Annotated in this window: 20 protein-coding genes; all 20 read right to left on the bottom strand. The window is 38.3% G+C overall.

What is annotated here, in order from left to right; genetic code table 11:
- Positions 1 to 99 precede the first annotated feature (99 nt).
- Complete coding sequence (locus tag AC1FXP_RS07930; RefSeq protein ID WP_480060079.1) at positions 100 to 894, bottom strand: TIGR00282 family metallophosphoesterase; 795 nt, start codon at positions 892 to 894, stop codon at positions 100 to 102.
- An 86-nt stretch (positions 895 to 980) separates the two neighbouring features.
- Positions 981 to 2,543, bottom strand: a complete 1,563-nt coding sequence (rny, locus tag AC1FXP_RS07925) for a ribonuclease Y (protein WP_480060077.1) — start codon at positions 2,541 to 2,543, stop codon at positions 981 to 983.
- Positions 2,544 to 2,708: 165 nt separating this feature from the next.
- Positions 2,709 to 3,374: an OLD family protein gene (locus AC1FXP_RS07920; protein WP_480060075.1), complete on the bottom strand. Its 666-nt coding sequence runs from the start codon at positions 3,372 to 3,374 to the stop codon at positions 2,709 to 2,711.
- Positions 3,367 to 3,615: a hypothetical protein gene (locus AC1FXP_RS07915; protein WP_332630598.1), complete on the bottom strand. Its 249-nt coding sequence runs from the start codon at positions 3,613 to 3,615 to the stop codon at positions 3,367 to 3,369. The genes AC1FXP_RS07920 and AC1FXP_RS07915 overlap by 8 nt, the downstream gene beginning before the upstream one ends.
- A gap of 23 nt (positions 3,616 to 3,638) precedes the next feature.
- Positions 3,639 to 5,060, bottom strand: a complete 1,422-nt coding sequence (locus AC1FXP_RS07910) for an AAA family ATPase (protein WP_480060073.1) — start codon at positions 5,058 to 5,060, stop codon at positions 3,639 to 3,641.
- Positions 5,053 to 6,042 (bottom strand): metallophosphoesterase, encoded by a 990-nt coding sequence (locus AC1FXP_RS07905; RefSeq protein WP_480060071.1) that lies wholly within the window; start codon positions 6,040 to 6,042, stop codon positions 5,053 to 5,055. Before AC1FXP_RS07905 ends, AC1FXP_RS07910 begins: the two co-directional genes overlap by 8 nt.
- Positions 6,043 to 6,128: 86 nt before the next feature.
- Positions 6,129 to 7,178, bottom strand: a complete 1,050-nt coding sequence (gene recA / locus AC1FXP_RS07900) for a recombinase RecA (RefSeq protein ID WP_480060069.1) — start codon at positions 7,176 to 7,178, stop codon at positions 6,129 to 6,131.
- 273 nt (positions 7,179 to 7,451) lie between these two features.
- Positions 7,452 to 9,062 (bottom strand): DEAD/DEAH box helicase, encoded by a 1,611-nt coding sequence (locus tag AC1FXP_RS07895; RefSeq protein WP_480060067.1) that lies wholly within the window; start codon positions 9,060 to 9,062, stop codon positions 7,452 to 7,454.
- Positions 9,059 to 10,312, bottom strand: coding sequence for a competence/damage-inducible protein A (locus AC1FXP_RS07890; RefSeq protein WP_480060065.1), 1,254 nt, complete (start codon positions 10,310 to 10,312; stop codon positions 9,059 to 9,061). Before AC1FXP_RS07890 ends, AC1FXP_RS07895 begins: the two co-directional genes overlap by 4 nt.
- Positions 10,313 to 10,328: 16 nt before the next feature.
- Positions 10,329 to 10,907 (bottom strand): CDP-diacylglycerol--glycerol-3-phosphate 3-phosphatidyltransferase, encoded by a 579-nt coding sequence (gene pgsA, locus AC1FXP_RS07885; protein ID WP_250095449.1) that lies wholly within the window; start codon positions 10,905 to 10,907, stop codon positions 10,329 to 10,331.
- 209 nt (positions 10,908 to 11,116) lie between these two features.
- Positions 11,117 to 12,010, bottom strand: a complete 894-nt coding sequence (locus AC1FXP_RS07880; RefSeq protein ID WP_480060063.1) for a helix-turn-helix domain-containing protein — start codon at positions 12,008 to 12,010, stop codon at positions 11,117 to 11,119.
- Between the two features lie 10 nt (positions 12,011 to 12,020).
- Entirely contained in the window at positions 12,021 to 12,794 is a 774-nt protein-coding gene (locus AC1FXP_RS07875) for a DUF3388 domain-containing protein (protein WP_480060061.1), read from the bottom strand.
- A 258-nt stretch (positions 12,795 to 13,052) separates the two neighbouring features.
- The gene (locus tag AC1FXP_RS07870; protein ID WP_480060059.1) at positions 13,053 to 13,304 is read right to left on the bottom strand and encodes a DUF3243 family protein; all 252 of its coding nucleotides are present in this window, start codon (positions 13,302 to 13,304) and stop codon (positions 13,053 to 13,055) included.
- 105 nt (positions 13,305 to 13,409) lie between these two features.
- Positions 13,410 to 14,138: an elongation factor P 5-aminopentanone reductase gene (ymfI, locus tag AC1FXP_RS07865; protein ID WP_480060057.1), complete on the bottom strand. Its 729-nt coding sequence runs from the start codon at positions 14,136 to 14,138 to the stop codon at positions 13,410 to 13,412.
- A gap of 1 nt (position 14,139) precedes the next feature.
- The gene (gene yfmH, locus AC1FXP_RS07860) at positions 14,140 to 15,435 is read right to left on the bottom strand and encodes an EF-P 5-aminopentanol modification-associated protein YfmH (RefSeq protein WP_480060055.1); all 1,296 of its coding nucleotides are present in this window, start codon (positions 15,433 to 15,435) and stop codon (positions 14,140 to 14,142) included.
- Positions 15,435 to 16,685, bottom strand: a complete 1,251-nt coding sequence (yfmF, locus tag AC1FXP_RS07855; RefSeq protein ID WP_480060252.1) for an EF-P 5-aminopentanol modification-associated protein YfmF — start codon at positions 16,683 to 16,685, stop codon at positions 15,435 to 15,437. The genes yfmH and yfmF overlap by 1 nt, the downstream gene beginning before the upstream one ends.
- A gap of 533 nt (positions 16,686 to 17,218) precedes the next feature.
- Entirely contained in the window at positions 17,219 to 17,938 is a 720-nt protein-coding gene (locus AC1FXP_RS07850; RefSeq protein ID WP_480060053.1) for a GntR family transcriptional regulator, read from the bottom strand.
- 34 nt (positions 17,939 to 17,972) lie between these two features.
- Complete coding sequence (locus tag AC1FXP_RS07845; RefSeq protein ID WP_480060051.1) at positions 17,973 to 20,321, bottom strand: DNA translocase FtsK; 2,349 nt, start codon at positions 20,319 to 20,321, stop codon at positions 17,973 to 17,975.
- Between the two features lie 118 nt (positions 20,322 to 20,439).
- On the bottom strand, positions 20,440 to 20,661 hold the full coding sequence (locus AC1FXP_RS07840) for a YlzJ-like family protein (protein WP_480060049.1): 222 nt from the start codon (positions 20,659 to 20,661) through the stop codon (positions 20,440 to 20,442).
- Positions 20,658 to 21,401: a ClpP family protease gene (locus AC1FXP_RS07835; protein ID WP_480060250.1), complete on the bottom strand. Its 744-nt coding sequence runs from the start codon at positions 21,399 to 21,401 to the stop codon at positions 20,658 to 20,660. The genes AC1FXP_RS07840 and AC1FXP_RS07835 overlap by 4 nt, the downstream gene beginning before the upstream one ends.
- Positions 21,402 to 21,564: the final 163 nt, after the last annotated feature.

The raw sequence follows: 21,564 nt of genomic DNA, 5'->3' as shown, positions 1-21,564 counted from the left end.
AGCAAGCAAACATTTGCTAATCGTACAAGATGTGAATCTAATTCATCTTATTTCAGAAAACCTATCCTTATTCCTAAATCTAAAAAATTTCTTACTCGATTACGTATAAAAAGGGTGATCATCATTAATGAGGATTCGTTTCACTGACTTAGAAAGCCCTGTTTTGGGGTCAAGGTCAATTAAGACTCCACTTAACTGTGTACGCCCCTCTGCTACTTCAAAACGTACCGGTAAATTCGTTAAAAATTTATGAAGCACTGGTTCTTTTTCAACACCAAGAATGCCGTCATAAGGGCCAGTCATACCAACATCCGTTAAATAAGCCGTTCCTTTCGGTAATACACGTTCGTCTGCTGTTTGGACGTGAGTGTGAGTACCAACGACTGCAGAGACTCGACCGTCTAAATACCATCCCATTGCTTGTTTCTCACTAGTCGCTTCAGCATGAAAATCAACGAAAATATATGGAGTTCGACCTTTTATTTCTTCTAATATTTCATCCATTTTTGTAAATGGACAATCAATCGGTGGTAAAAATGCTCGACCCATAATATTAATTACAGCAATTTCAATATTGTTGATTTTGACAAGTGTATAACCTTTTCCCGGTACACCCACCGGATAATTAGCTGGTCGTACTAATGCTTTTGCACGATCAATAAATTCGAAAATTTCTCGATTATCCCATGAGTGATTTCCAAGTGTCACCACCTGTGCTCCTGCATCTAAAAACCCTTTGTAGATTTTTTCTGTAATGCCCTTTCCAGAAGCCGCATTTTCACCATTAATGACTGTAATTGTTGGCTTGTACGTTTGTTTTAATTTCATTGTATATTCCTTTATCATCTTTCGGCCGGGTGCCCCAACTACATCCCCAATAAATAAAATTCTCATAATTGCTCCTTCACTTATGTACTTTATCTATATTATTAGCTACATTTCCTTTATTAAAAACAAATAAAGTGGCGAAAATCGCCACTTTATTTTGCATACTCAACGGCACGTGTTTCACGGATAACCGTTACACGAATATGCCCTGGATAATCTAGTTCTTCTTCAATTCTCTTCGTAATATCACGAGCTAGTTTATGTGCAAGTGCATCATCAACAACATCTGGTCTAACCATAATTCGTACTTCACGTCCAGCTTGGATCGCATACGTCTTTTCAACGCCTTCAAACGATTCAGAGATTTCCTCTAACTTTTCAAGACGACGAATGTAGGTTTCCAGTGTTTCTCTTCGCGCACCTGGTCTTGCAGCCGAAAGGGCATCAGCTGCTGCAACAAGTGTTGCGATAATGGAAGTTGATTCCGTGTCCCCATGATGAGATGCAATAGCATTAATGACAACTGGGTGTTCTTTATACTTCGTCGCCAGTTCTACCCCAATCTCCACATGGCTACCTTCTACTTCATGATCAATTGCCTTACCGATATCGTGAAGCAACCCTGCTCGTTTTGCTAGCTTAACATCTTCGCCTAATTCAGACGCCATTAATCCAGCTAAATGAGCCACTTCCATAGAGTGTTTCAATACATTTTGGCCATAACTTGTTCTAAATTTCAAACGACCGAGAATTTTAATTAAATCCGGGTGTAACCCATGAATTCCCATCTCAAACGTTGTTTGTTCCCCGTACTCTCTTATCGCTTCATCAACCTCGCGACGAGACTTATCGACCATTTCTTCGATACGAGCAGGATGGATACGACCATCTTGAACAAGCTTCTCAAGTGCAGTACGAGCAATTTCACGACGAATTGGATCGAAACCAGATAGAATAACTGCTTCAGGCGTATCGTCAATAATTAGATCGATTCCTGTCAACGTTTCTAACGCTCGGATATTACGCCCTTCACGACCAATGATTCTTCCTTTCATCTCATCGTTTGGCAGCGCGACTACCGAAACCGTCGTTTCTGCTACGTGGTCTGCAGAACAACGTTGGATCGCAAGTGACAATACTTCTTTCGCCTTTTTATCAGCCTCTTCTTTCGCTTGTGCCATTCGCTCTTTAACAATAAGAGCTGTTTCATGAGCAATTTCTTGTTCAACCTCACTACGAATGGTTTCACGAGCTTCTTCGCGGGAAAATCCAGAAATACGTTCAAGCTCAGCTTGCTGCTTGCTCAAGATTTCCTCCACTTTGCTATCCATCTCTTCAATTTGTCGTTGTTTTTTGGTGAGAGATTCCTCCCTTTTATCCAAAGACTCTTCCTTCTTATCTAAGGTTTCACTCTTTCGGTCAAGAATCTCTTCTTTCTGTACCAAACGATTCTCTTGTTTTTGAATCTCATTTCTTCGTTCACGAACCTCACGCTCTGCTTCTGTGCGAATTTTATGTGCCTCATCCTTCATCTCAAGGATAGCTTCTTTCTTACCCGCTTCTGCTTCACGCTTCGCATCTTCAACAATTTGTTTCGCTGCATGTTCCGCACTGGAAATTTTCGCTTCTGCAATGGATTTTCGAACAAGATATCCAACAACTGCACCAATACCTGCAGAGACAACAAGCAAAATGGAGATGATCAATATTTCCATACTCTTTCACCTCCTCTTGCTATCTAATTGTTGGTTTCAAAAATTTGTCATACGTTTCATCATTATAAAAAACAAACGCATATTACATTTGATCGCGGAAAAAATAAATAACACATAAAAACTTAACCGCATTCTACTTAATTTTATAGCTCGTTTTAGTCAATGTCAAGTGTTGTCAATTTTCGCAACTTCACTTATTCCATCTTTTATGGAAACCTCATAAGATAGATCTCCAGATTGGGCTAAATGATAATTATGAGTAATCATAATAATTTGTCGATTAAACATTGTACTAAGTGATTTTAAGAACTCATATAAATAAAGAACATAATCACCCGAGACGTGTTTTCCAGGCTCATCTAGCAACAGAGGTCCTTCTCTTCTTGGCTGAACCGTTTCAATTAATGCAACTCGAAGGGCTAAAGTAACAATATCAACAACTCCTCCCCCACGTGAGTCTTGGGGTCTCGTTTTTACTTTGACCCCTTCATATTCTGAAACCACATAGAATTCTGCGACCGCTTTGTTTCCATGCTCTTCTAGTTCAATTTGAAACGAAAAAAGTGGGCCAAACACATACTGCAATGCATTTGTTACTAACGTCTCGATCTGTTGCTTTGCTTGTTCTCTTGCATACTCTGCCGATTGTTGAAGTAAAACTCGAGCTTTCTCATACGTATCAATTGTTTCAAAATACGAATCAAGCTCTTTAATTTTTTCAGCTAACTGCTCTTCTAATAAGGTTTTTTTTGCATCCAGTCTCGTCCATTTATCTTGAGCTCTTTTAAAGCGATCCTCTAATTGTTTTAATTGATTTGATGAATTATTCATCCTCAATCAGTTCCTTTGGAATCAACTCCCACGTTTCTCTCAAAGATACCTCAATTTCTTTCTCAAGCTTTTCAATTTCTTGATCAAGCTCTTCGGGTTTCACCCCAAGCTCTTCTAGCTCAACTAAGAGTCTATTTTTCTGGTTTTCTAGTTCTTCAAGCTTTGCTTCAGCTCGATAACGCATATCCCTTGCTTTATCAATTGCTTGTTTAATTTGTCCTAATTGCTTTTCTACTGACATACTACCATTCACCCTCTTATTAGTTATTCATCATGTTTGCAAATAGCTTGACCACAAGTTGGGCATGTTCCTTCAGCTAAAAGACGTTCTTGTAGAGCTGCTTCAGCTATTTCTTGCTCAACCTTCTGTGCTTGAATATATCGTCTGCCTTCTTCTGATCTCCGTTGATAACCTTTTAATTCTGTTTGTATCGCTTTTAACTTATTACAAGTATCTGTCTTCTCGGCAATCATTTCTTGCTTGTTTTTCAGTTCAGTAACATTAGGTAATCTGTCATATATAAGTTGAATCTTTTTAGATTGATTGATGTTTCCTTGTAATAGTTCTTGGATTTGGTGTAGCTTTTTCTGCTTCAATTGGCTTGCAGAAATACGCTCCAATGTTTCTACACTAACGGAATCGATAAACCTTGTTTTCTTTGTTCTTTGCTTTTCTTCCCTCTCAGATCTCTCAACCATGTTAAAGTGCTGTAACTTGTTATTTAATTGTTTTAGAAGCTTCAATTGATGATTTAACTTTTCATATCGGCGATTTGCTAGTTCTGTCTGCTCCGTCTTTTCCAACCATTTTTGACATATAGCAATTGTTTTGTTAACTTCTTGCCGTTGTTTTCTCTTTTGCTCATATACTGTAAATCTATGGATCATCTCCTGCAATTGTTCTTTTTTGCCTTCCCAACGATTTACATTTTTAACAATATTTAATCTCCGTATTGTTATACTTTCTTCAGTTCTTACTTGATGTAGCATTTCTCTTAGCTTCTGAAGCTTGTCTTTTTTCTCAAGCAACTTTTTAACATGCTGAATATTGGAATCTGCTTGAATCAATTGTGATTTTAATTCATCTAAATGAGAAAAAGGTTCAATATCTTCTCTCAGTCTATCAATCACTTGCTGTTCTTGTTTCATTCTTACATTTAACTGTGAAACATCTTTCGTCGTATCACGAATAGCCATATCTAGAAAATGAGCACCGCTAATTCTCCCAAGTGCTTTTGCACGTATGGAGCTTGTGTTCTCTAATAAAAATGGTCCATCTAATTGCTGCGATAAATGAATCATTAACTCATTGTCATGATCAATTCGCAAGTGATCCATCCCATGTGCTTTCATTACTTCCTCGGGCACATGAATGCCAAATCCCTCTAACACAAGCTCTTGTTCACCTTCTTTTTTAATGATATAGCGATTTTTTGATCCTGTACGCTCACGAGTAATAACCGTTTCATTTTCAAACGTTACGGTAACTCTAACAAAGTCACCAGAAACACGAATGAAATCCGTTCCTCTTGGCTGATTATACAAGGCCCAGCGAATTCCCCTTAAGATTGCTGTCTTTCCACTATCTGATTGGCCAACAATTACATTTAAGCCATTACTAAACTCGACGAAAGTATCTAAGTGAGATTGGAAATTTTCTAACCGAACCGCTCGAATATTATTCATACTCTCCGTCCTTCCATACCTCTTCAATGACTGTCATCCTACGCAGTGCCTCTTGTTTAACTTTTTCTTCGACATTTTTCAAAGAAGCGATTTCAAGGATAATATCACTCATATTCAAAGTTTGAAATTGCGATGTTTCTTTTACTTGTTGAACAAAACTATGTAATTTTTCTTCTTGATGGACAGCTTTTTCTAAAAACGAACGATCTAAAACATCGTCCCCTTTTTGCGCTCTCTTTATAGCAATTTCCCGCAACGAAATTTCCCTATCAATGATTGAACCAATAATAACTTTAGGCATTCTGCTTATTTCTGACCAATGGTTATTAACACGAGCTAGGGCTCCTGGGTTACAAATAAATTTGCCATTTCGTTCCTTGATTCCAAAACCGCCGTGAAAATGGCCCGTTAAAATAATATCTGCCGTTGTTCCCCATATATGATCAATGATCGTATGGGGCACTCCTTCAGGTAAGGCTTTCTCGACAAGCATACTATGAACAATGTGGATAAGAACATCCGAGTTTGTTTCATTGGTTGGATAATAGTCTAATTTCGGATCACGTTGGTCTAAATCATAGTGATAAGGTTGCCCACTAATTTGTACTCGTTGCCCATTTTTTTCTATTACTATAGGGTTACTAGGATCAATGACTGTCATCACACCAAATGAATCCATTAACCCTAGCATCGTTCGTGAAATCGTTTCTGGATTGTGCCCAAATGTATCGTGATTACCAGCAACCACATAAATGGGCATGTTAGCCTTCATGAAAATTTTCGCGAATTGTCCGACAACATTTGGAGATAGATCTGGACGATCAAACACATCCCCTCCGTGCAAAAGTGCATCGACCTCTTCTTTATTTGCTAGTTCAATAACTTCCTCTAACTTTTCTTTTAGTGTATCAACGTAAACGTCCAATCGATTTTTTGGAGTCGTTCCACGTATATGTGTGTCTGTTACATACAAAAATTTCATCACTTGACACCTCCTTTTAAAAATCTTAAAAGAAGGAGGTGTCCCAAAGGTACATTTCACCTTTAGAACACCCCTTCATCCAAATATTATTTTAAATCAAAAGGAACTTCATCAAACTCTTCTTCTGTCGCTGCCGCTACTTCTATTTCACCATTTAAACCATGATGCTCACGAATCAGAGTTTCAATTTTTTCTGCAATGTGTGAATTTTCTTTTAAGAACTGTTTAGAATTTTCACGTCCTTGACCGAGACGCTCCTCGTTAAATGAGTACCATGCTCCACTTTTTTGAACGATATCTAGATCTGATCCAATATCTAAAATCGATCCTTCACGAGAAATACCTTCTCCGTACATGATATCAACTTCTGCTACTTTAAATGGAGGGGCTACTTTATTTTTCACAACTTTAATCTTAGTTTTGTTCCCTACCATATCATTGCCTTGCTTTAATGTTTCCGCACGCCGAACTTCTAAACGAACCGAAGAATAGAACTTCAAAGCTCGACCACCAGGAGTCGTCTCTGGGTTCCCGAACATTACGCCCACTTTTTCCCGAATTTGGTTAATAAAAATCGCTATCGTCTTCGATTTGTTTATTGCTCCAGATAGCTTACGTAATGCCTGTGACATTAGACGAGCTTGCAAGCCAACATGACTATCTCCCATGTCTCCTTCAATCTCAGCTTTTGGTACAAGGGCAGCAACACTATCAATAACAATCATATCAACCGCGCCACTACGCACTAAAGCTTCAGCAATTTCTAAGGCTTGTTCTCCTGTATCCGGCTGTGAAAGCAATAACTCATCAATGTTAACTCCTAATTTTTGAGCATAAACTGGATCTAGCGCATGCTCTGCATCGATGAAGGCTGCTTGACCACCTTGTCTCTGAACTTCTGCAATCGCATGTAACGATACAGTTGTCTTACCTGAAGATTCTGGACCGTAAACTTCAATGACACGCCCCTTAGGATAGCCACCTACTCCAAGTGCAATATCAAGCGCAAGTGCGCCACTTGAGACGGTTGATACACGTTGCTCTGCTTGTTCACCAAGCTTCATAATTGACCCTTTACCAAATTGTTTTTCGATTTGACGTAGTGCCATATCAAGGGCAGCCTTACGATCACTCATTATGAATCTCTCCTCTATTATCAATAATAATGTATTTAAAATCGGAAAAGCGAATCTATGTTTCATTCTTTACTATCATACATTTTTTTTTCGCTTTTGCCAATAGTTTTACGAACATTTATTCGCGTCAGTGGTAGTAGGAAAAACATGTCAGAGGAAAACAAGCAGTAAGAAGAAAAAAGTGAAAGAGTCCATTAAAGAAGGTTACAAAAAGGACATCTTTCGCCTTTTTCAATTCCCTTCTTTAACAGAGCTCTCTTTCATTTTCTGTGGTTAACTACGGGTTGGAGTGCGGCGTGGTTCGCGCTTAGGACGTGGTTTAGCTGGTTCTAAATTCACTCGTGCACCACTAATTCGCGAATAACGAAGAGCTTCATATACAAATGGAGCCGCTTCTTCAGGAACTTCAACAAAAGTGAAGTTTTCAAATATATCAATCTTCCCAACGGATTTTCCAGGGATACCAACAAGCTCTGAAATCGCTTCAATTAACACCTTAGGCGTCATATTTACATTTCTACCTACATTAATGAAGAAGCGAACCATGCCTTTGGCAGCACCAGTATCTCCAAAACTATAACCTGTTTCATCGGTGGATGAAGCAGGAGAAAAATTCATTTTTAATAGTGCCGACACGACGTCACGTGCTGAAAATTCTGCTAAGATTTCATCTACGAGTGGATCAAACAATTCAGCTTCTTTTCCACTAGTGTTGATCGTATCGGAAATTAACTTTTTCCAAGAACCTTGTTGCTTTACAACTACTTCTTCAATAGTTGGGACATCTTGCGAAGGAATACTCATTTTAATCTCTTGTTCAATCGAACGCAAGTGTTTCATCTCACGCGGTGTAACAAGAGTCAGTGCTAATCCCTTTCGACCAGCACGGCCCGTTCGACCAATGCGATGCACATAGCTCTCAGGGTCTTGAGGAATATCGTAGTTAATAACATGGGTAACATTATCAACGTCAATTCCACGAGCCGCTACATCTGTTGCAATAAGAAATTCAATCGCAGAGTCACGAAACTTCTTCATAACTGCATCGCGTTGTGATTGAGTTAAATCACCATGTAAACCATCGGCTAAATACCCACGAGCTTGAAGGGCTTCAGCTAATTCAGCAACACCTTTTTTTGTTCGGCAAAACAATATTCCTAATTCAATCTCTTCACTGTCAATAATGCGGCAAAGAGATTCAATTTTACTTCGTTCTAACACTTTATAATACATTTGGTCAATTAATGGTGCCGTCACTTCACCTTTGTTAATCGTAACGGTTTTTGGTGCCGTCATATACTTACGAGATAGTTTTTTAATAGCCGGCGGCATCGTCGCAGAGAAAAGAAGTGTTTGTCGATCTGTATTCACTTGGCGGAGAATCGATTCAATATCATCAACAAATCCCATATCTAGCATTTCATCTGCTTCATCAAGAACAATTGTATGAACTTGATCTAGCTTTAATGTTTGTCTACGCAAGTGATCGAGTATTCGACCTGGAGTTCCAATGACTACTTGAACACCTTGCTTTAAAGCTCGAATTTGATGACCGATTGACTGACCTCCATAAATTGGCAAAGTACGAATAGATTTATGGACAGATAGCTTTTGAAGTTCGCCTGAAACTTGAATAGCTAATTCTCGCGTCGGTGTCAAAATTAATGCTTGAACATAACGGTCAGATGTTACCTTGTCAACAACAGGGATCCCAAACGCCGCCGTCTTACCCGTTCCTGTTTGCGCCTGACCAACTACGTCTCCACCTTCCAAAATGACAGGAATAGCTTTTTCTTGAATAGGAGAAGGTTCTTCAAAGCCCATGTCTTTAATTGCTCGTTTTATCGGTTCTGAAATCTGAAAATCATTAAAGTACGTTGTCATTCTTTCATATTCCACCTTTTCATTTCTTTCAATAAATAAAAACAGCCATATTTAATAGCTCGATCTGTAACAGCCTTACGATTTCCGGCTAAATTCAACTCATAGTACAATGGCTCTGGGGTAAGTCCAGCCACGCCAATAAAAATCGTACCAGGTTCCTTCCCTTCTTGCTTAGACGGACCTGCTACACCAGTGAAACTAATTGCTATATCAGATACGCACCGTTCCTTCGCGCGCTTAGCCATTTCAATAGCACATTGAGGACTGATCACACCATATTTTCTTATGACTTCATTCGACACCCCTAAAACCTTTTCCTTCACTTCTGTCGCATAGGAAACGATTCCACCTCGGTAAATAGCCGAAGACCCCGAAAACGAAGTCAACATGCCGGAAAATTTACCGCCTGTAAAACTTTCTGCTGTAGCTATCGTACAGTGTTTCTCTCGTAATTGCAAAAAGAGCTGCTCCATAAGCGACGTATCACCATAGCCGTATAAAAATTGACCGACACGCTTTGTAATCTGATCTTCAGTTTCATCTAGAAGCCTTTTTTGCTCAGTAGGGTCAGCATACTTAACAGTCAGTCGTAACGTCACTTCTCCTTCATTAGCTAATGGAGCAATAGTCGGATTTGTTTGAGCTTCTATTAAATCTAATAAATCTGTTTCTAATTGAGATTCACCAATACCGAAGAACCGAAGTACTCGTGATGTAATAGAAGTTTGTTCGCCCATCATTTTTGCCAATTGCGGTACAAATTCATTAGTAAACATTGGCTTCATTTCTTGCGGAGGACCCGGGAGCAGGACAATTTTCGTGTCATTAAAAGTAACAATCATCCCTGGAGCCATTCCATGGTAGTTATGCAGTACGTGACTTCCTTCAATTACAAGAGCTTGCTTACGATTATTTTCTGACATAGGGCGATTTCTCTTCAGAAAATAAGACTCAATATTATGTAATGATTCCTCATGATGCACGAGCTTTCTACTCACGAATGATGCGACCGTTTCTTTTGTTAAATCGTCCTTGGTTGGACCGAGGCCACCTGTAATAATAACCAAATCTGAACGGGAATTGGCTAACTCTAAAGCGGATGTAAGTCTTTTCCCATTATCGCCTACTGTTGATTGATAAAAAACATTTACCCCAAGAAGAGCTAATTCTTGAGATAGAAAGGCCGCATTAGTATTAACAATTTGTCCAAGTAATAACTCTGATCCTACAGAAATTAATTCAGCATTCATTGCATCTACCCGCCTACTATTTTGATTTTAGGAGAATGTGTTGATTCTTTTGAAAATATTCAATTCCTGACACAATCGTTAAGAAAGTAGCTATATAAATCGCGATCATATCAAAAGGTAATGAAATTGCTTGGAATGGCCAGTTGTGCAACATAAGTGCAGAGATTGCAACAATTTGGGACACGGTTTTCAACTTTCCAAGTTGGCTCGCTGCAATGACATCCCCATCAGCAGCAGCAACTAACCGAATACCTGTCACTGCAAATTCTCGGCTAATAATGACTATAGCGATCCAAGCTGGCAAAAGCTGAAGTTCAACCAACGCAATTAAAGCCGCTGTGATTAATAGCTTATCAGCAAGCGGATCTAGAAATTTCCCTAAGTTTGTCACAAGTTGATACTTTCTAGCATAGTACCCGTCCAGCCAATCCGTTGCAGCAGCAATAATAAAAATGATCGCTCCGATAAAATGGGCAAGAGGTATGGTCGTGCCAAGAAGATGAATGTCACCAATTGAAAAAGGGACTAAGAAAAAAATCATAAATAATGGAATAAGAAATATCCGAGAGATCGTTATTTTATTTGGTAAATTCACAAAATTCCCTTCCTTCATAAAAGGTGATTGCTAATGTAGTAAAGTCCATTAATCATTGTACCATAATTTCTATAAATTAATAAATGTAACCAACTTATTCCTCAATATAAAAAAGACCTTCTCTACACGAGGGCACTGAAAGTGATTCCTTTTCAGTGCCCTCTACACCTACTCCTTTTGAAAAGGGATGAGTGTAGAGAAAGATCCTCTTATTCTGATTCTTCAGCTATAACAGTTATATCAATCTTTTGATGAGTTATATCTAAAGGAAACTCCAATTGTTGATCATTAATAAACAATTCAACAAACTGAGACGCACCGAAATTAAAGATAACCCGTTCTTCCCCATCTAACTCAGGAGTAATAACTTCTCCTTCTGTTGGTATCCCAGTGTAAACAGTCTTCCCTAAAGCATTCTTCACATCAATATATGATCGCTCTCCAGTAATTTCAATACGAACATCGGATAGCTGACCATTTTCCAACTCAAAAAACGAAGTATTTCCAGAGCTTTCAATAAAATTAATAGACAATTCTGGTTCAGGCTCTATCTCTTCTTCTTCAGGTTCTTCCTCTGGAATTTCTTCAACTTCAGGTTCCTCCTCTTCTTCTTCAGGAGCAGTACCTACCTCTTCGGAAAAATCAGCTTCAAGATTTTCACTGTCATCTGGGGCAATCGCACCACCATTGCCAGTACCTCCACCTTGAGCCATTAACCAAATTCCAACTACAATAATTCCAATGAACACCATCGCAATCAAAGCGGATAAAAACGACCCTTTTTTAGCTCGTTTCTTAGGACCGGCCGATGGCTTACTCCGTTCTGTACGTGACGGAAGCGTAACAGCTTCACGTTGCGGATTAGGAAGCTCATGACGATACTGATCAAACAATGGATCAGGATCTAGTCCGATTGCCTCGGCGTATGTCTTAACAAATGCTCTAGCATAAAAAATCCCAGGTAATGTATCAAACCGACCTTCTTCAATGGCAATCAAATACCGTTTTTGAATTTTTGTCGTACGTTGAAGGTCATCTAATGAAATTTGTTTCTCTTCACGCGCTTCCTTTAAATACTGACCTAATTCTGACAATCCTAACACCTACCTACCTCTAACTTATATCAAAAGAGGAAAAGCCTGATTCTACTACTTCGTATGTAATCTCTTCTCCCTCATCATTCCTAAGCTCAATTATACAATCAAAGTCTTCCAATTCATATTCAGTTTCGCGAACAAAAATATCCGGATGTTCCACCACTTTAACTGCAGGCAATCTCATGATATCACTAACAAGCGTACGATGCTTCTCCGTCGATCTCATTGTTGTCACAATTCCATCAATAATAAAAATATGGTCTTCACTCATTTCATCATCTGCCAATTGACTACGAACGGTTTGTCTTAATAGTGTAGATGAAATAAAAGACCATCTTTTATTAGCACACACACTTGCTGCAACAATGGATTCTGTTTTGCCAACACGCGGCATTCCACGAATTCCAACTAAAAAATGCCCTTCACGCTTAAATTGTTCAGCCATAAAATCAACAAGGAGACCAAGCTCATTGCGAATAAAACGAAATGTTTTCTTATCATCAGCATCACGCTCAATGTAACGGCCATGACGAATCGCAAGCCGATCACGCAGCCTAGGTTCTCTTACTTTGATAACTGAGATGTCTTCGATCGTTTCTAATATAGCTTTAAACCTGGCTACTTGATCGTCTGATGAGCTACGAATTAACATACCGCGTCTCATGTTGTCTACTCCATTTATCGTTACGATATTAATTTCTAACATCCCAAGCAGAGAAGAAATATCACCAAGAAGTCCCGGTCTGTTTTTATGTATTTGATATTCTAAGTACCATTCTTTTATAACCATTTGCTTCACCCTTTTGTACTAATTGAGACATATGTGAGGCTGTTTTGAGATCTCATCTATCATGATAATTGATTTTAATAATAATTGAAAGAACTTTGTCGGAAATAATTGTCGGTTGACAAATGGTCTATGGATAAAGTTTCTATTCTCAGTTTGCATCAAATGCTTATTCATTATGTACCAACAGTTCGAAATCAGCAATCAGATGGATGAAAAAACGCCGCAAAATGCGGCGTCTGTAAAGTGTCCTATTATTAACTAGCCTTCATTTTGAACAAGTTTTACCATCATATTTGCAATGGCATGCTGCTCTTGCTCATCTGCTACTTTCCAAAGTTCAGCTAGAACACGCTCTTGTTCGTTTTTAGGCTCAACTTGCTGCGCCAAATACTCACCAACTTGATAAGCAACATCAGACACAACATTTTGACTCATTCCTTCAGTTTCTGCTTGGTTTAAACGGTTACCTAAAAAATCTTTCCATTGTTCCCAATTGTCAAGTACAGACATATTAAGACCCTCCTTGAAAAATGTACTTCGTTAGTATTTTTTCTCATTCTTATTAGAATATTCATCGCTTCGAATTGTTTTTATAGGGGTTCATTTTTAAAGTTTTTAACAATACCACGCACCATTAATGGAAATAATTTGTCCGTTTATATAATTTGACTTGTTGGAACTTAAAAAAGAAACTGCATATGCAATATCAGCTGCATTTCCAAAAGCATGAGCAGGGATATCTTCTTTTAGCTCATCCAAATGTTCGGCCCCATTCTTTTTAAGCATCTCTGTTTCTATTGCCCCAGGCGCAATCGCATTCACTTGAATTTTACTAGGCGCCACTTCTTTTGCCAATCCTTTTACAAAGCTATTTATACCTCCTTTTGCTGCGGAATATACCACTTCACAAGATGCACCTGTTAGCCCCCAAATTGAGGAGATCACAATAATTTTCCCTTGTCGAGCTTGAATCATTTTTGGTAGCAAACTTCTTGTAATTTTCATCGGATTGACTAAATGAACATTCATCAGTTCACTTATATCAGCATTCGTTACATCAGTAAACAACCCAAAATGACTCATACCTGCATTATGAACAATAGTATGGAACGTAATGTCTTTAGGTACATTTGCAAGTAATTGCTCGTCTCCGTCATCTTTCGATAAATCAGACTGAATAAGTTGTACCGTTGCACCTAGATCCACGCATTCAGAAGCTGTTTTTTGAACCGATTTTTCGTTTTCATTGTAGTGCAAAAAAAGAGAGCAATCAGGAGATGCCAGCTCTTTTGCAATTTGAGCGCCAATTCCTCCTGATGCTCCGGTAATTAAAATAGCTTTCATGTTATTCGTTAAACCCCTCTGCTTTTACCTGACAAACCGTAAAACGGTCAAATTGAAAATGATCTTGTAAAACTTGAGTTAGTTCGTTAGGTGTAATACTTTCAAGCATTGGGACAACTTCAAATAAATTCATATCATTAAATTGATAACGTGTAAATTGGTTGGCAATATACTCAGGGGAATTGAGCGACCGTAAAAATGATCCAATTTTCTTTTTAATTGCTCGATTAACTTGAACTTCAGTTAAGCTGGATTGTTTAAATGTTTCAACCATATGTTTAATACGGTCAGCCAATTTATCTGGATATTTTGTATCTCCGCCAATAATTGTGAATCCAAAGCCCTCTTCAGCTGAATGATCAAATGAAAAAGAATCATCAATCAACCCTTCATCAAAGAGCGTTTGGTAATTATCGGAGCTTTGACCAAACATCAAATCAAGTAATATATTTATCGACAGTTCACGCTTTAATAAGTCGTCTCCCTGCCGTGTGGCACCAGTTTCCTTAAAGCCCACTAAGCATTTCGGAGTTTGTACTGGCATCGTAATAATGTTTTTCTCTTTTACTACAGATTCTGGTTCTTCTTCAAAGAAACGCTTGATCCCTTCAGGTGCAGCAAAATCCTTTTGTGATTGATTCTCTCTCACTTGCTCCATGATCTTCTCAGGGTCAACGGGTCCAATGACAAATAAGAGCATATTAGCCGGATGATAAAAGGTTTCATAGCAATTGTATAATAAATCTTTTGTAATATTAGAAATTGATTCGATCGTCCCAGCAATATCAATTTTTACAGGGTGATGGTGAAACATATTTTCAATAACACCAAAATAAGCTCTCCAATCAGGATTATCATCATACATGGTAATTTCTTGGTTTATGATCCCTTTTTCCTTTTCAACACTTTCTTCTGTAAAATAAGGATGTTGAACAAAATTTAGTAACGTATCAAGATTCTTTTCTACATTATTTGTACTTGAAAAAAGGTAAGCTGTACGTGTAAAACTCGTGAAAGCATTAGCAGACGCACCTTGCTTACTAAAGTCTTGAAAAACATCTCCTTCTTCATCCTCAAACATTTTATGTTCAAGAAAATGCGCGATTCCATCTGGAACTGTAATGGCATCCTCTTTCCTTAGCGGGGTGAATTTTTGGTCGATAGATCCATATTTTGTTGTGAATGTCGCAAACGTTTTATTAAAACCTTTTTTCGGCAAGACATAGACGTCTAATCCGTTATCTAGTTTTTCATGATAAAGAGTTTCGTCTACTTGTTGGAATTGAACTGGCTTCATTAATTTTCCTCCTTGCCTTTTAAGAAATAGATCGTATCAAGCTTTACTTTTTGTGCAACACGAACAATATCTTCTTTCGTCACTTCATCTATCTGCTGCATCCATTCATCAATAGAACGTTTTTTGCCACTCACAACTTGGTGATAAGACAATTCTACAAGCCCTCTAGCCACATCCGCCGTTTCAAGAAGTTGATTTTTCAACATCGCTTTCGTTTGTTCTACTTCAGCCTCTGTAAACTCACCTTGTTTCATCGCTTCAAATTGTTCTTTAATAATTTCAACTGCTCGTTCATATTTAGCGAACTCAATCCCCGACATAACCATCATAATCCCTTTGTGACTCTCAAATCTCGATGCTGCGTAATAAGCCAAACTTTCTTTTTCACGTACATTAATAAAAAGTTTCGAATGAGAAAAGGCACCATAGAGACCATTACATACTTGCATAGCCACATAGTCATCATCAGCATACGTTGTATATGTTCGAAAGCCCATATGCAACTTCCCTTGTTTAACATCTTGTTCATCATTAACGACATTAATCTCTTTTACTTCAGGACTAGCTATTGTCTCAAATGTCCTTTTGTCACGTTCTACCAAAGCACTAAACTTTTCAGCGACACTGCTCATAGCTTGTTCTTCTTCAATAGCTCCAACCATATAAAGATCAAACTGATTGTTTTTTAGAACATCTTGATAATACTTATAAATAGATTCAGCTGTAATCGCATCTACGTCTTCCTCTGTTCCAAAAGCTGTAAGAGCAAATGGTTCACCTTTACACATTTCTTCCGTTACTCGAACATTTGCATAACGCATTTTATCATCGTAAACCGATTGTATTCTTTGTTTAAGCGAACGTTTTTCGCTTTCGACAACCGAAGAAACAAACTTCCCATCTTCTAATTGTGGTTGAAAGATTACCTCTGCTAGTAATGAAATCGCGTTGTCAAATAATGGGGTTGTATCAGATAGATAGCGTTCGTTCGCAACGTCTAGACGAATAGAAATGACATGCTCTTCACCTTTCTTTTGAACATCCGTTGCAAGCATTGCCCCGTACATATCGTCTAACCGTTCACGCAATTGTTTCCTTGATGGACTATTTGCCGTACCATTTTGCAAAATATGCGGCAATAATGCCCGCATTGCTACTGTTTCCTTCATTAATGGTGCTTTCATCATGAGAATAAGTGAATTGGTCTTATATTTATTCGTGTTCATAGAATGAACGGTCAAGCCTTTCATTTCTTGAATACGCTCCTCTATTTGAGTCAAATCGATCATCTCCTTTTTGCCAATCACGCTTAGGTTATGCTTAGAGTCTTCTTCTTACTACACAGATTATTTATAAAAGCTAAGTACCTATCATCACTTTTTCCAATTCATTCATTAGATATAACTGCACTTTCATTATACTTAACTCTTTACCAAATTAAACATTTCGACTAACGATTCAAACGAACGGATCCGGTGACTAAAATTATGTGTAATCATAATTATCATAACCTCATCCGTTCGTTAGCGACTCCATCAGCTATAGGTGATTGGTCCAAAATACTTAGTCTTAACAAAATGCATCCCTCCCCGAAAAAAATCTTCTTTATGTAAATGTTGTCATTTAAAATTATCTTCTTCTTTTCTTCTTCTGTCTACTAACTCAACCTTTTTTTGAAAAAGCTATCATTTTATTTATTTCTTTAAGTAATTTAACTATTGTAATCGTCTATTTAAAAAATCGGAGCTGCCTTTTTCTACTGGCAGCTCCGACTATGTTTTTTTTAACTTCTTTTTCTCACTACATGAAACTTAAACTTATCTGCTCTAAAATAATTTAGTGAATATAACAAAGGTTGTTCTGATTGATCATAATGCATTTGCTTTAATAACAATAGCGAAGAACCTGGTTCACACTCTAATATTTCAGACACATGCTCGTGATATCCAATTGGCTCAATATACGTTATCGCATATGAAATCGTTTTTCCTAGGTCTTCCAAATAACGAAAAATTGATTTCGTTTCATGAATTGAATGGTTTTTCAAAAGTTCATTTGGGATTCTGTCTAAACAATAAACAACTGGTGAATCATCAGCTGTCCGCACTCGCTCTATTTCCATCATTTCAGTTAAATCATCATTTAAGAATTTTCTCCGATCATCATCGGTTGCTTCTTGAACAGCTGAAGACAAAAAGATCGTCCCAGGTTTCATCTTCGCTTTTATAATCATATCTGTAACGCTAGCTAATTCCTCGATTCCTGCTGAAAACAGAGGTTTTGAATGAACGAACGTACCCACACCATGTCTGCGAATAACTACCCCTTCTTCTTCTAATAATCGTAACGCTTCACGTAGCGTAGCACGACTTACTCCCAACAATTTAGAGAGTTCAAACTCTGAGGGTAACTTCTCGCCTTCATCGTATACATTCTTCTCTATATCTTCTTTTAAGCGATCAATCACTTGTAAATATAATGGTCTGTGGTCTGCTCTAATCACATTCTCAACCCCTTCTTCGGATCCCCTTTTCATTTTATGACGATGCCTCGTCTTCTCTAGGTTTCTCTATTAACACTTCTCGTGGTTTGCTTCCTTCATATGGACCAACAATCCCTCGAACTTCCATCTCATCTATTAGTCTTGCCGCCCTTGTATAACCAATGCGGAACCTTCTTTGGAGCATGGACACCGATGCTGTATTCATTTCAGTTACGAGATCAACTGCTGCAGCATAAAGCTCATCAGCTACTTCACCTGTTACTACTTGTTCTTCAGTTGGTGTCATTTCTTCTTGATATTGGGCTTTCTGTTGGGAGATGACGAAATCAACAATTTCCTCTACCTCACCATCTGATAGAAAGGCACCTTGTATTCTTTTTGGCTTCGTTGCTCCTACTGGCATATATAGCATATCACCACGACCGAGAAGCTTCTCTGCTCCTCCTGAATCCAAGATTGTTCTTGAATCGGTTTGAGACGATACACCAAATGCGATTCGTGACGGTATATTTGCTTTGATTACCCCTGTTATGACATCAACGGAAGGACGTTGAGTTGCAATGATCATATGAATTCCTGCGGCACGAGCCATTTGAGCAAGTCTGGCAATAGAATCCTCGACATCTCCAGAAGCGACCATCATTAAATCAGCAAGCTCGTCCACAATGACAACAATGTACGGCAAAGTTGGCTGCTTCGCCTCTCCTTCATCATTTTGACGATTTACGAGATCATTATACCCCTCAATATTTCTTGTGCCACTATGTGAGAATAAATCATAGCGTCTTTCCATTTCAGCAACAACCTTCTTCAAGGCTTGAGATGCTTTTTTCGGTTCAGTTACAACCGGAGTTAACAAATGAGGAATCCCATTATAAACAGTCAACTCCACCATTTTTGGATCGATCATCATTAGCTTTACTTCATGTGGCTTCGCTTTAATTAAAACACTTGTAATAATACCATTAATACAAACACTCTTTCCACTCCCCGTTGCCCCTGCAACAAGGAGGTGAGGCATCTTATTTAAATGAGCCAGAACAGGTTCCCCAGAGATATCTCTTCCCAGTCCCACAGCTAGAACATTCTTCTCAGTACTTGACTCTGGTGAATCAAGTACTTCTCTTAATGTAACAATAGCTACTTCATGATTTGGGACTTCAATCCCAATTGCCGACTTACCTGGAATGGGCGCTTCTATTCTAATATCTTTGGCAGCAAGTGCTAATGCTAAATCATCTGCCAAATTAACGATTTTGCTAACTTTAACCCCTACATTAGGATTCACTTCATATTTCGTCACAGCAGGACCTAAATGTACCTTTGATACGCGTGCTTTCACTCCGAAACTTTCAAGTGTCTGTTCCAATTTCCTAGCATTGGCTGTTAATTGTTTCTTTTCATTTGTTTGACTTGGGTTTTTCGGGAGTTTCAACATGTCTACATCAGGCAATTTATATGCTTCATTTGTTTCTTCCGCTGTCACAAGTGAAACTTGAACTTCTTCTTCTGCAACTCCATCTGGCTGCTTTGATTTAGCTGGTACAGCATTCCCTTTCTGTTTCTCTTGAGTCGGTGCACGGTAAGCTTTTTGCGTAAAGTCGACAATCTCAGGCTCTAGTTCTTCCTCTTCTTGAACTGCGGCCTGATTTGACTCTTTAGTAGCTACTTTCTCGTTTTTCTCATCCTCAAGTGCCTTCTTCTTTCTTTCTCGCTTAGCTTCTCTTTCTTCTTGAATTCGTTCCGTTGCTTTTTCACGTAACTGCCTTAACTCAGTAAAGAGGCTGCTAAATGTGTCAGCAACAAATAAGTAGAAACTTCTAAAAACTTTACCTAGTAACTCGGAAAGGGATTTTCCTGTCATTAAAATAAATCCGATAATAAAGAGAACGAAACAAAGAAAATATGTACCCATCTCTGCGAATAAAAAGTGACTTACAGCAAATGCTAGTGATCCAATCATTCCACCACCTAAATCAGACGGAGGAGTTTCTCCTTGCATTTCCATCCAGAATAACTTCCATGTATTACGAATAACCGATTGATCTTCGAATCCTTCTCTCCCACTTAACTGGTGAAAAAGACCTACATGACTAAACAAGACAAATGAAAGAATAATGACATAAATACCTGATAATCTTCTCGACCATATTTTAGGTTTTTGACGCTTGATCATAATATAGAGGGAAACGACTAAAAGTCCAATTGCTAACACGACAAACCATTCACCTAGGAAAAAACGAAAAAGTCTTACAAACGTTTCTCCAACGGTTCCTAATCGTGCAAATGTAACGACGGCAATGACTAATAGTCCGAGACCGATTAATTCAAACGAAAGCTGTGATTTCCACTCGGTTTTTCTTTTTTTCTTACGCCTTGCCATACATTTCACCCTTTACTGCTATAAATAGCCAACAATATTAAGAAGCAGCCAATATTGGCTGCTTCGACCATGCTTGGATGAAATTAATTATAGCATAATACAAACACTCTCTACAGAGCTAAAGTTGAGGTTTTGCTTGAATGATCGAACCAGGTGCATATTTATCATCCAAATAGTTCATAACATCTCCACTTATTAGGCGAACTACCCTGTATTGACCGTGATTGACTTGTTCAACAACTAAATGACCAGCTTCACACGAGATCACTTGCTGCGACATATAACTCTGATCGTCTTCAGGAAATATCATCTCTTGAGGCATCATTGTATAGAGAATCATTGAACGACATCTCCTTCTGGGCTTGGTTTATTTTGCTCTATTAGTTCATTTAACTTTTTCAATGCTTGCCCAATTCCTCCAACTTCATTAATTAACCCGTATTGAACTGCATCTGTTCCGACAACATTGGTACCAATATCACGGGTTAGGTTGCCTTTTGAAAGCATTAATTCTTTAAATTTCTCTTCGCTGATTGAAGAATTTTTTGTAACAAAACTAATCACGCGCTCTTGCATCTTATCAAGGTATTCAAACGTTTGAGGAACGCCGATGACAAGACCTGTTAGGCGAACAGGGTGAATGGTCATCGTAGCAGTCTCCGCAATGAAAGAGTAATTAGCTGCAACAGCAATTGGGACCCCTATCGAGTGTCCTCCACCTAACACAAGAGTCACGGACGGCTTTGACATTGATGCTACCATTTCTGAAATGGCTAAACCAGCTTCAACATCTCCACCTACTGTATTCAGGATTAAAAGCAATCCTTCAATCTTTGGGTTTTGTTCAATTGCTACAAGCTGTGGAATAATGTGTTCATATTTGGTCGTTTTGTTTTGAGGAGGTAATTGCATATGCCCCTCTATCTGCCCAACTACTGTCATACAATGAATATTTGATAGTCCCATGTCAGGTACATTCGTCTGTCCTAACTCTTGAATCTTTTCAATAATTCCTGAGCTTTTTGGATCTTTCTTGGGTGTATCAGGTGCTGGCTGCTGTTCAAGATTTGGATTTTCCATCGTCATCAACAAAGCCCTCCTTTTATCATTACTAGGAGTAGTATGATCCTGTTCTGGCTTTATCATCCAAAATTATTGGGCTTTTTACAACGCGTACGATTTCAAACGAAAACAGAGAGCAAATGTAACTAAAAAAAGATGAAACATCACGCTTCATCTTTTT

This window comes from Halalkalibacter sp. HAAS-P013 (genome assembly GCF_056619925.1).
This window is presented reverse-complemented; position numbering and strand designations above follow the sequence as displayed.

Excerpts from the sequence above, each read along its gene's own strand:
- AC1FXP_RS07930 (WP_480060079.1), bottom strand. The coding sequence starts at position 894 with ATGAGAATTTTATTTATTGGGGATGTAGTTGGGGCACCCGGCCGAAAG.
- rny (WP_480060077.1), bottom strand. The coding sequence starts at position 2,543 with ATGGAAATATTGATCATCTCCATTTTGCTTGTTGTCTCTGCAGGTATT.
- AC1FXP_RS07920 (WP_480060075.1), bottom strand. The coding sequence starts at position 3,374 with ATGAATAATTCATCAAATCAATTAAAACAATTAGAGGATCGCTTTAAA.
- AC1FXP_RS07915 (WP_332630598.1), bottom strand. The coding sequence starts at position 3,615 with ATGTCAGTAGAAAAGCAATTAGGACAAATTAAACAAGCAATTGATAAA.
- AC1FXP_RS07910 (WP_480060073.1), bottom strand. The coding sequence starts at position 5,060 with ATGAATAATATTCGAGCGGTTCGGTTAGAAAATTTCCAATCTCACTTA.
- AC1FXP_RS07905 (WP_480060071.1), bottom strand. The coding sequence starts at position 6,042 with ATGAAATTTTTGTATGTAACAGACACACATATACGTGGAACGACTCCA.
- recA (WP_480060069.1), bottom strand. The coding sequence starts at position 7,178 with ATGAGTGATCGTAAGGCTGCCCTTGATATGGCACTACGTCAAATCGAA.
- AC1FXP_RS07895 (WP_480060067.1), bottom strand. The coding sequence starts at position 9,062 with ATGACAACGTACTTTAATGATTTTCAGATTTCAGAACCGATAAAACGA.
- AC1FXP_RS07890 (WP_480060065.1), bottom strand. The coding sequence starts at position 10,312 with ATGAATGCTGAATTAATTTCTGTAGGATCAGAGTTATTACTTGGACAA.
- AC1FXP_RS07875 (WP_480060061.1), bottom strand. The coding sequence starts at position 12,794 with ATGGTTATAAAAGAATGGTACTTAGAATATCAAATACATAAAAACAGA.
- AC1FXP_RS07870 (WP_480060059.1), bottom strand. The coding sequence starts at position 13,304 with ATGTCTGTACTTGACAATTGGGAACAATGGAAAGATTTTTTAGGTAAC.
- ymfI (WP_480060057.1), bottom strand. The coding sequence starts at position 14,138 with ATGAAAGCTATTTTAATTACCGGAGCATCAGGAGGAATTGGCGCTCAA.
- yfmH (WP_480060055.1), bottom strand. The coding sequence starts at position 15,435 with ATGAAGCCAGTTCAATTCCAACAAGTAGACGAAACTCTTTATCATGAA.
- yfmF (WP_480060252.1), bottom strand. The coding sequence starts at position 16,685 with ATGAAAGGCTTGACCGTTCATTCTATGAACACGAATAAATATAAGACC.
- AC1FXP_RS07845 (WP_480060051.1), bottom strand. The coding sequence starts at position 20,321 with ATGGCAAGGCGTAAGAAAAAAAGAAAAACCGAGTGGAAATCACAGCTT.
- AC1FXP_RS07840 (WP_480060049.1), bottom strand. The coding sequence starts at position 20,661 with ATGATTCTCTATACAATGATGCCTCAAGAGATGATATTTCCTGAAGAC.
- AC1FXP_RS07835 (WP_480060250.1), bottom strand. The coding sequence starts at position 21,401 with ATGGAAAATCCAAATCTTGAACAGCAGCCAGCACCTGATACACCCAAG.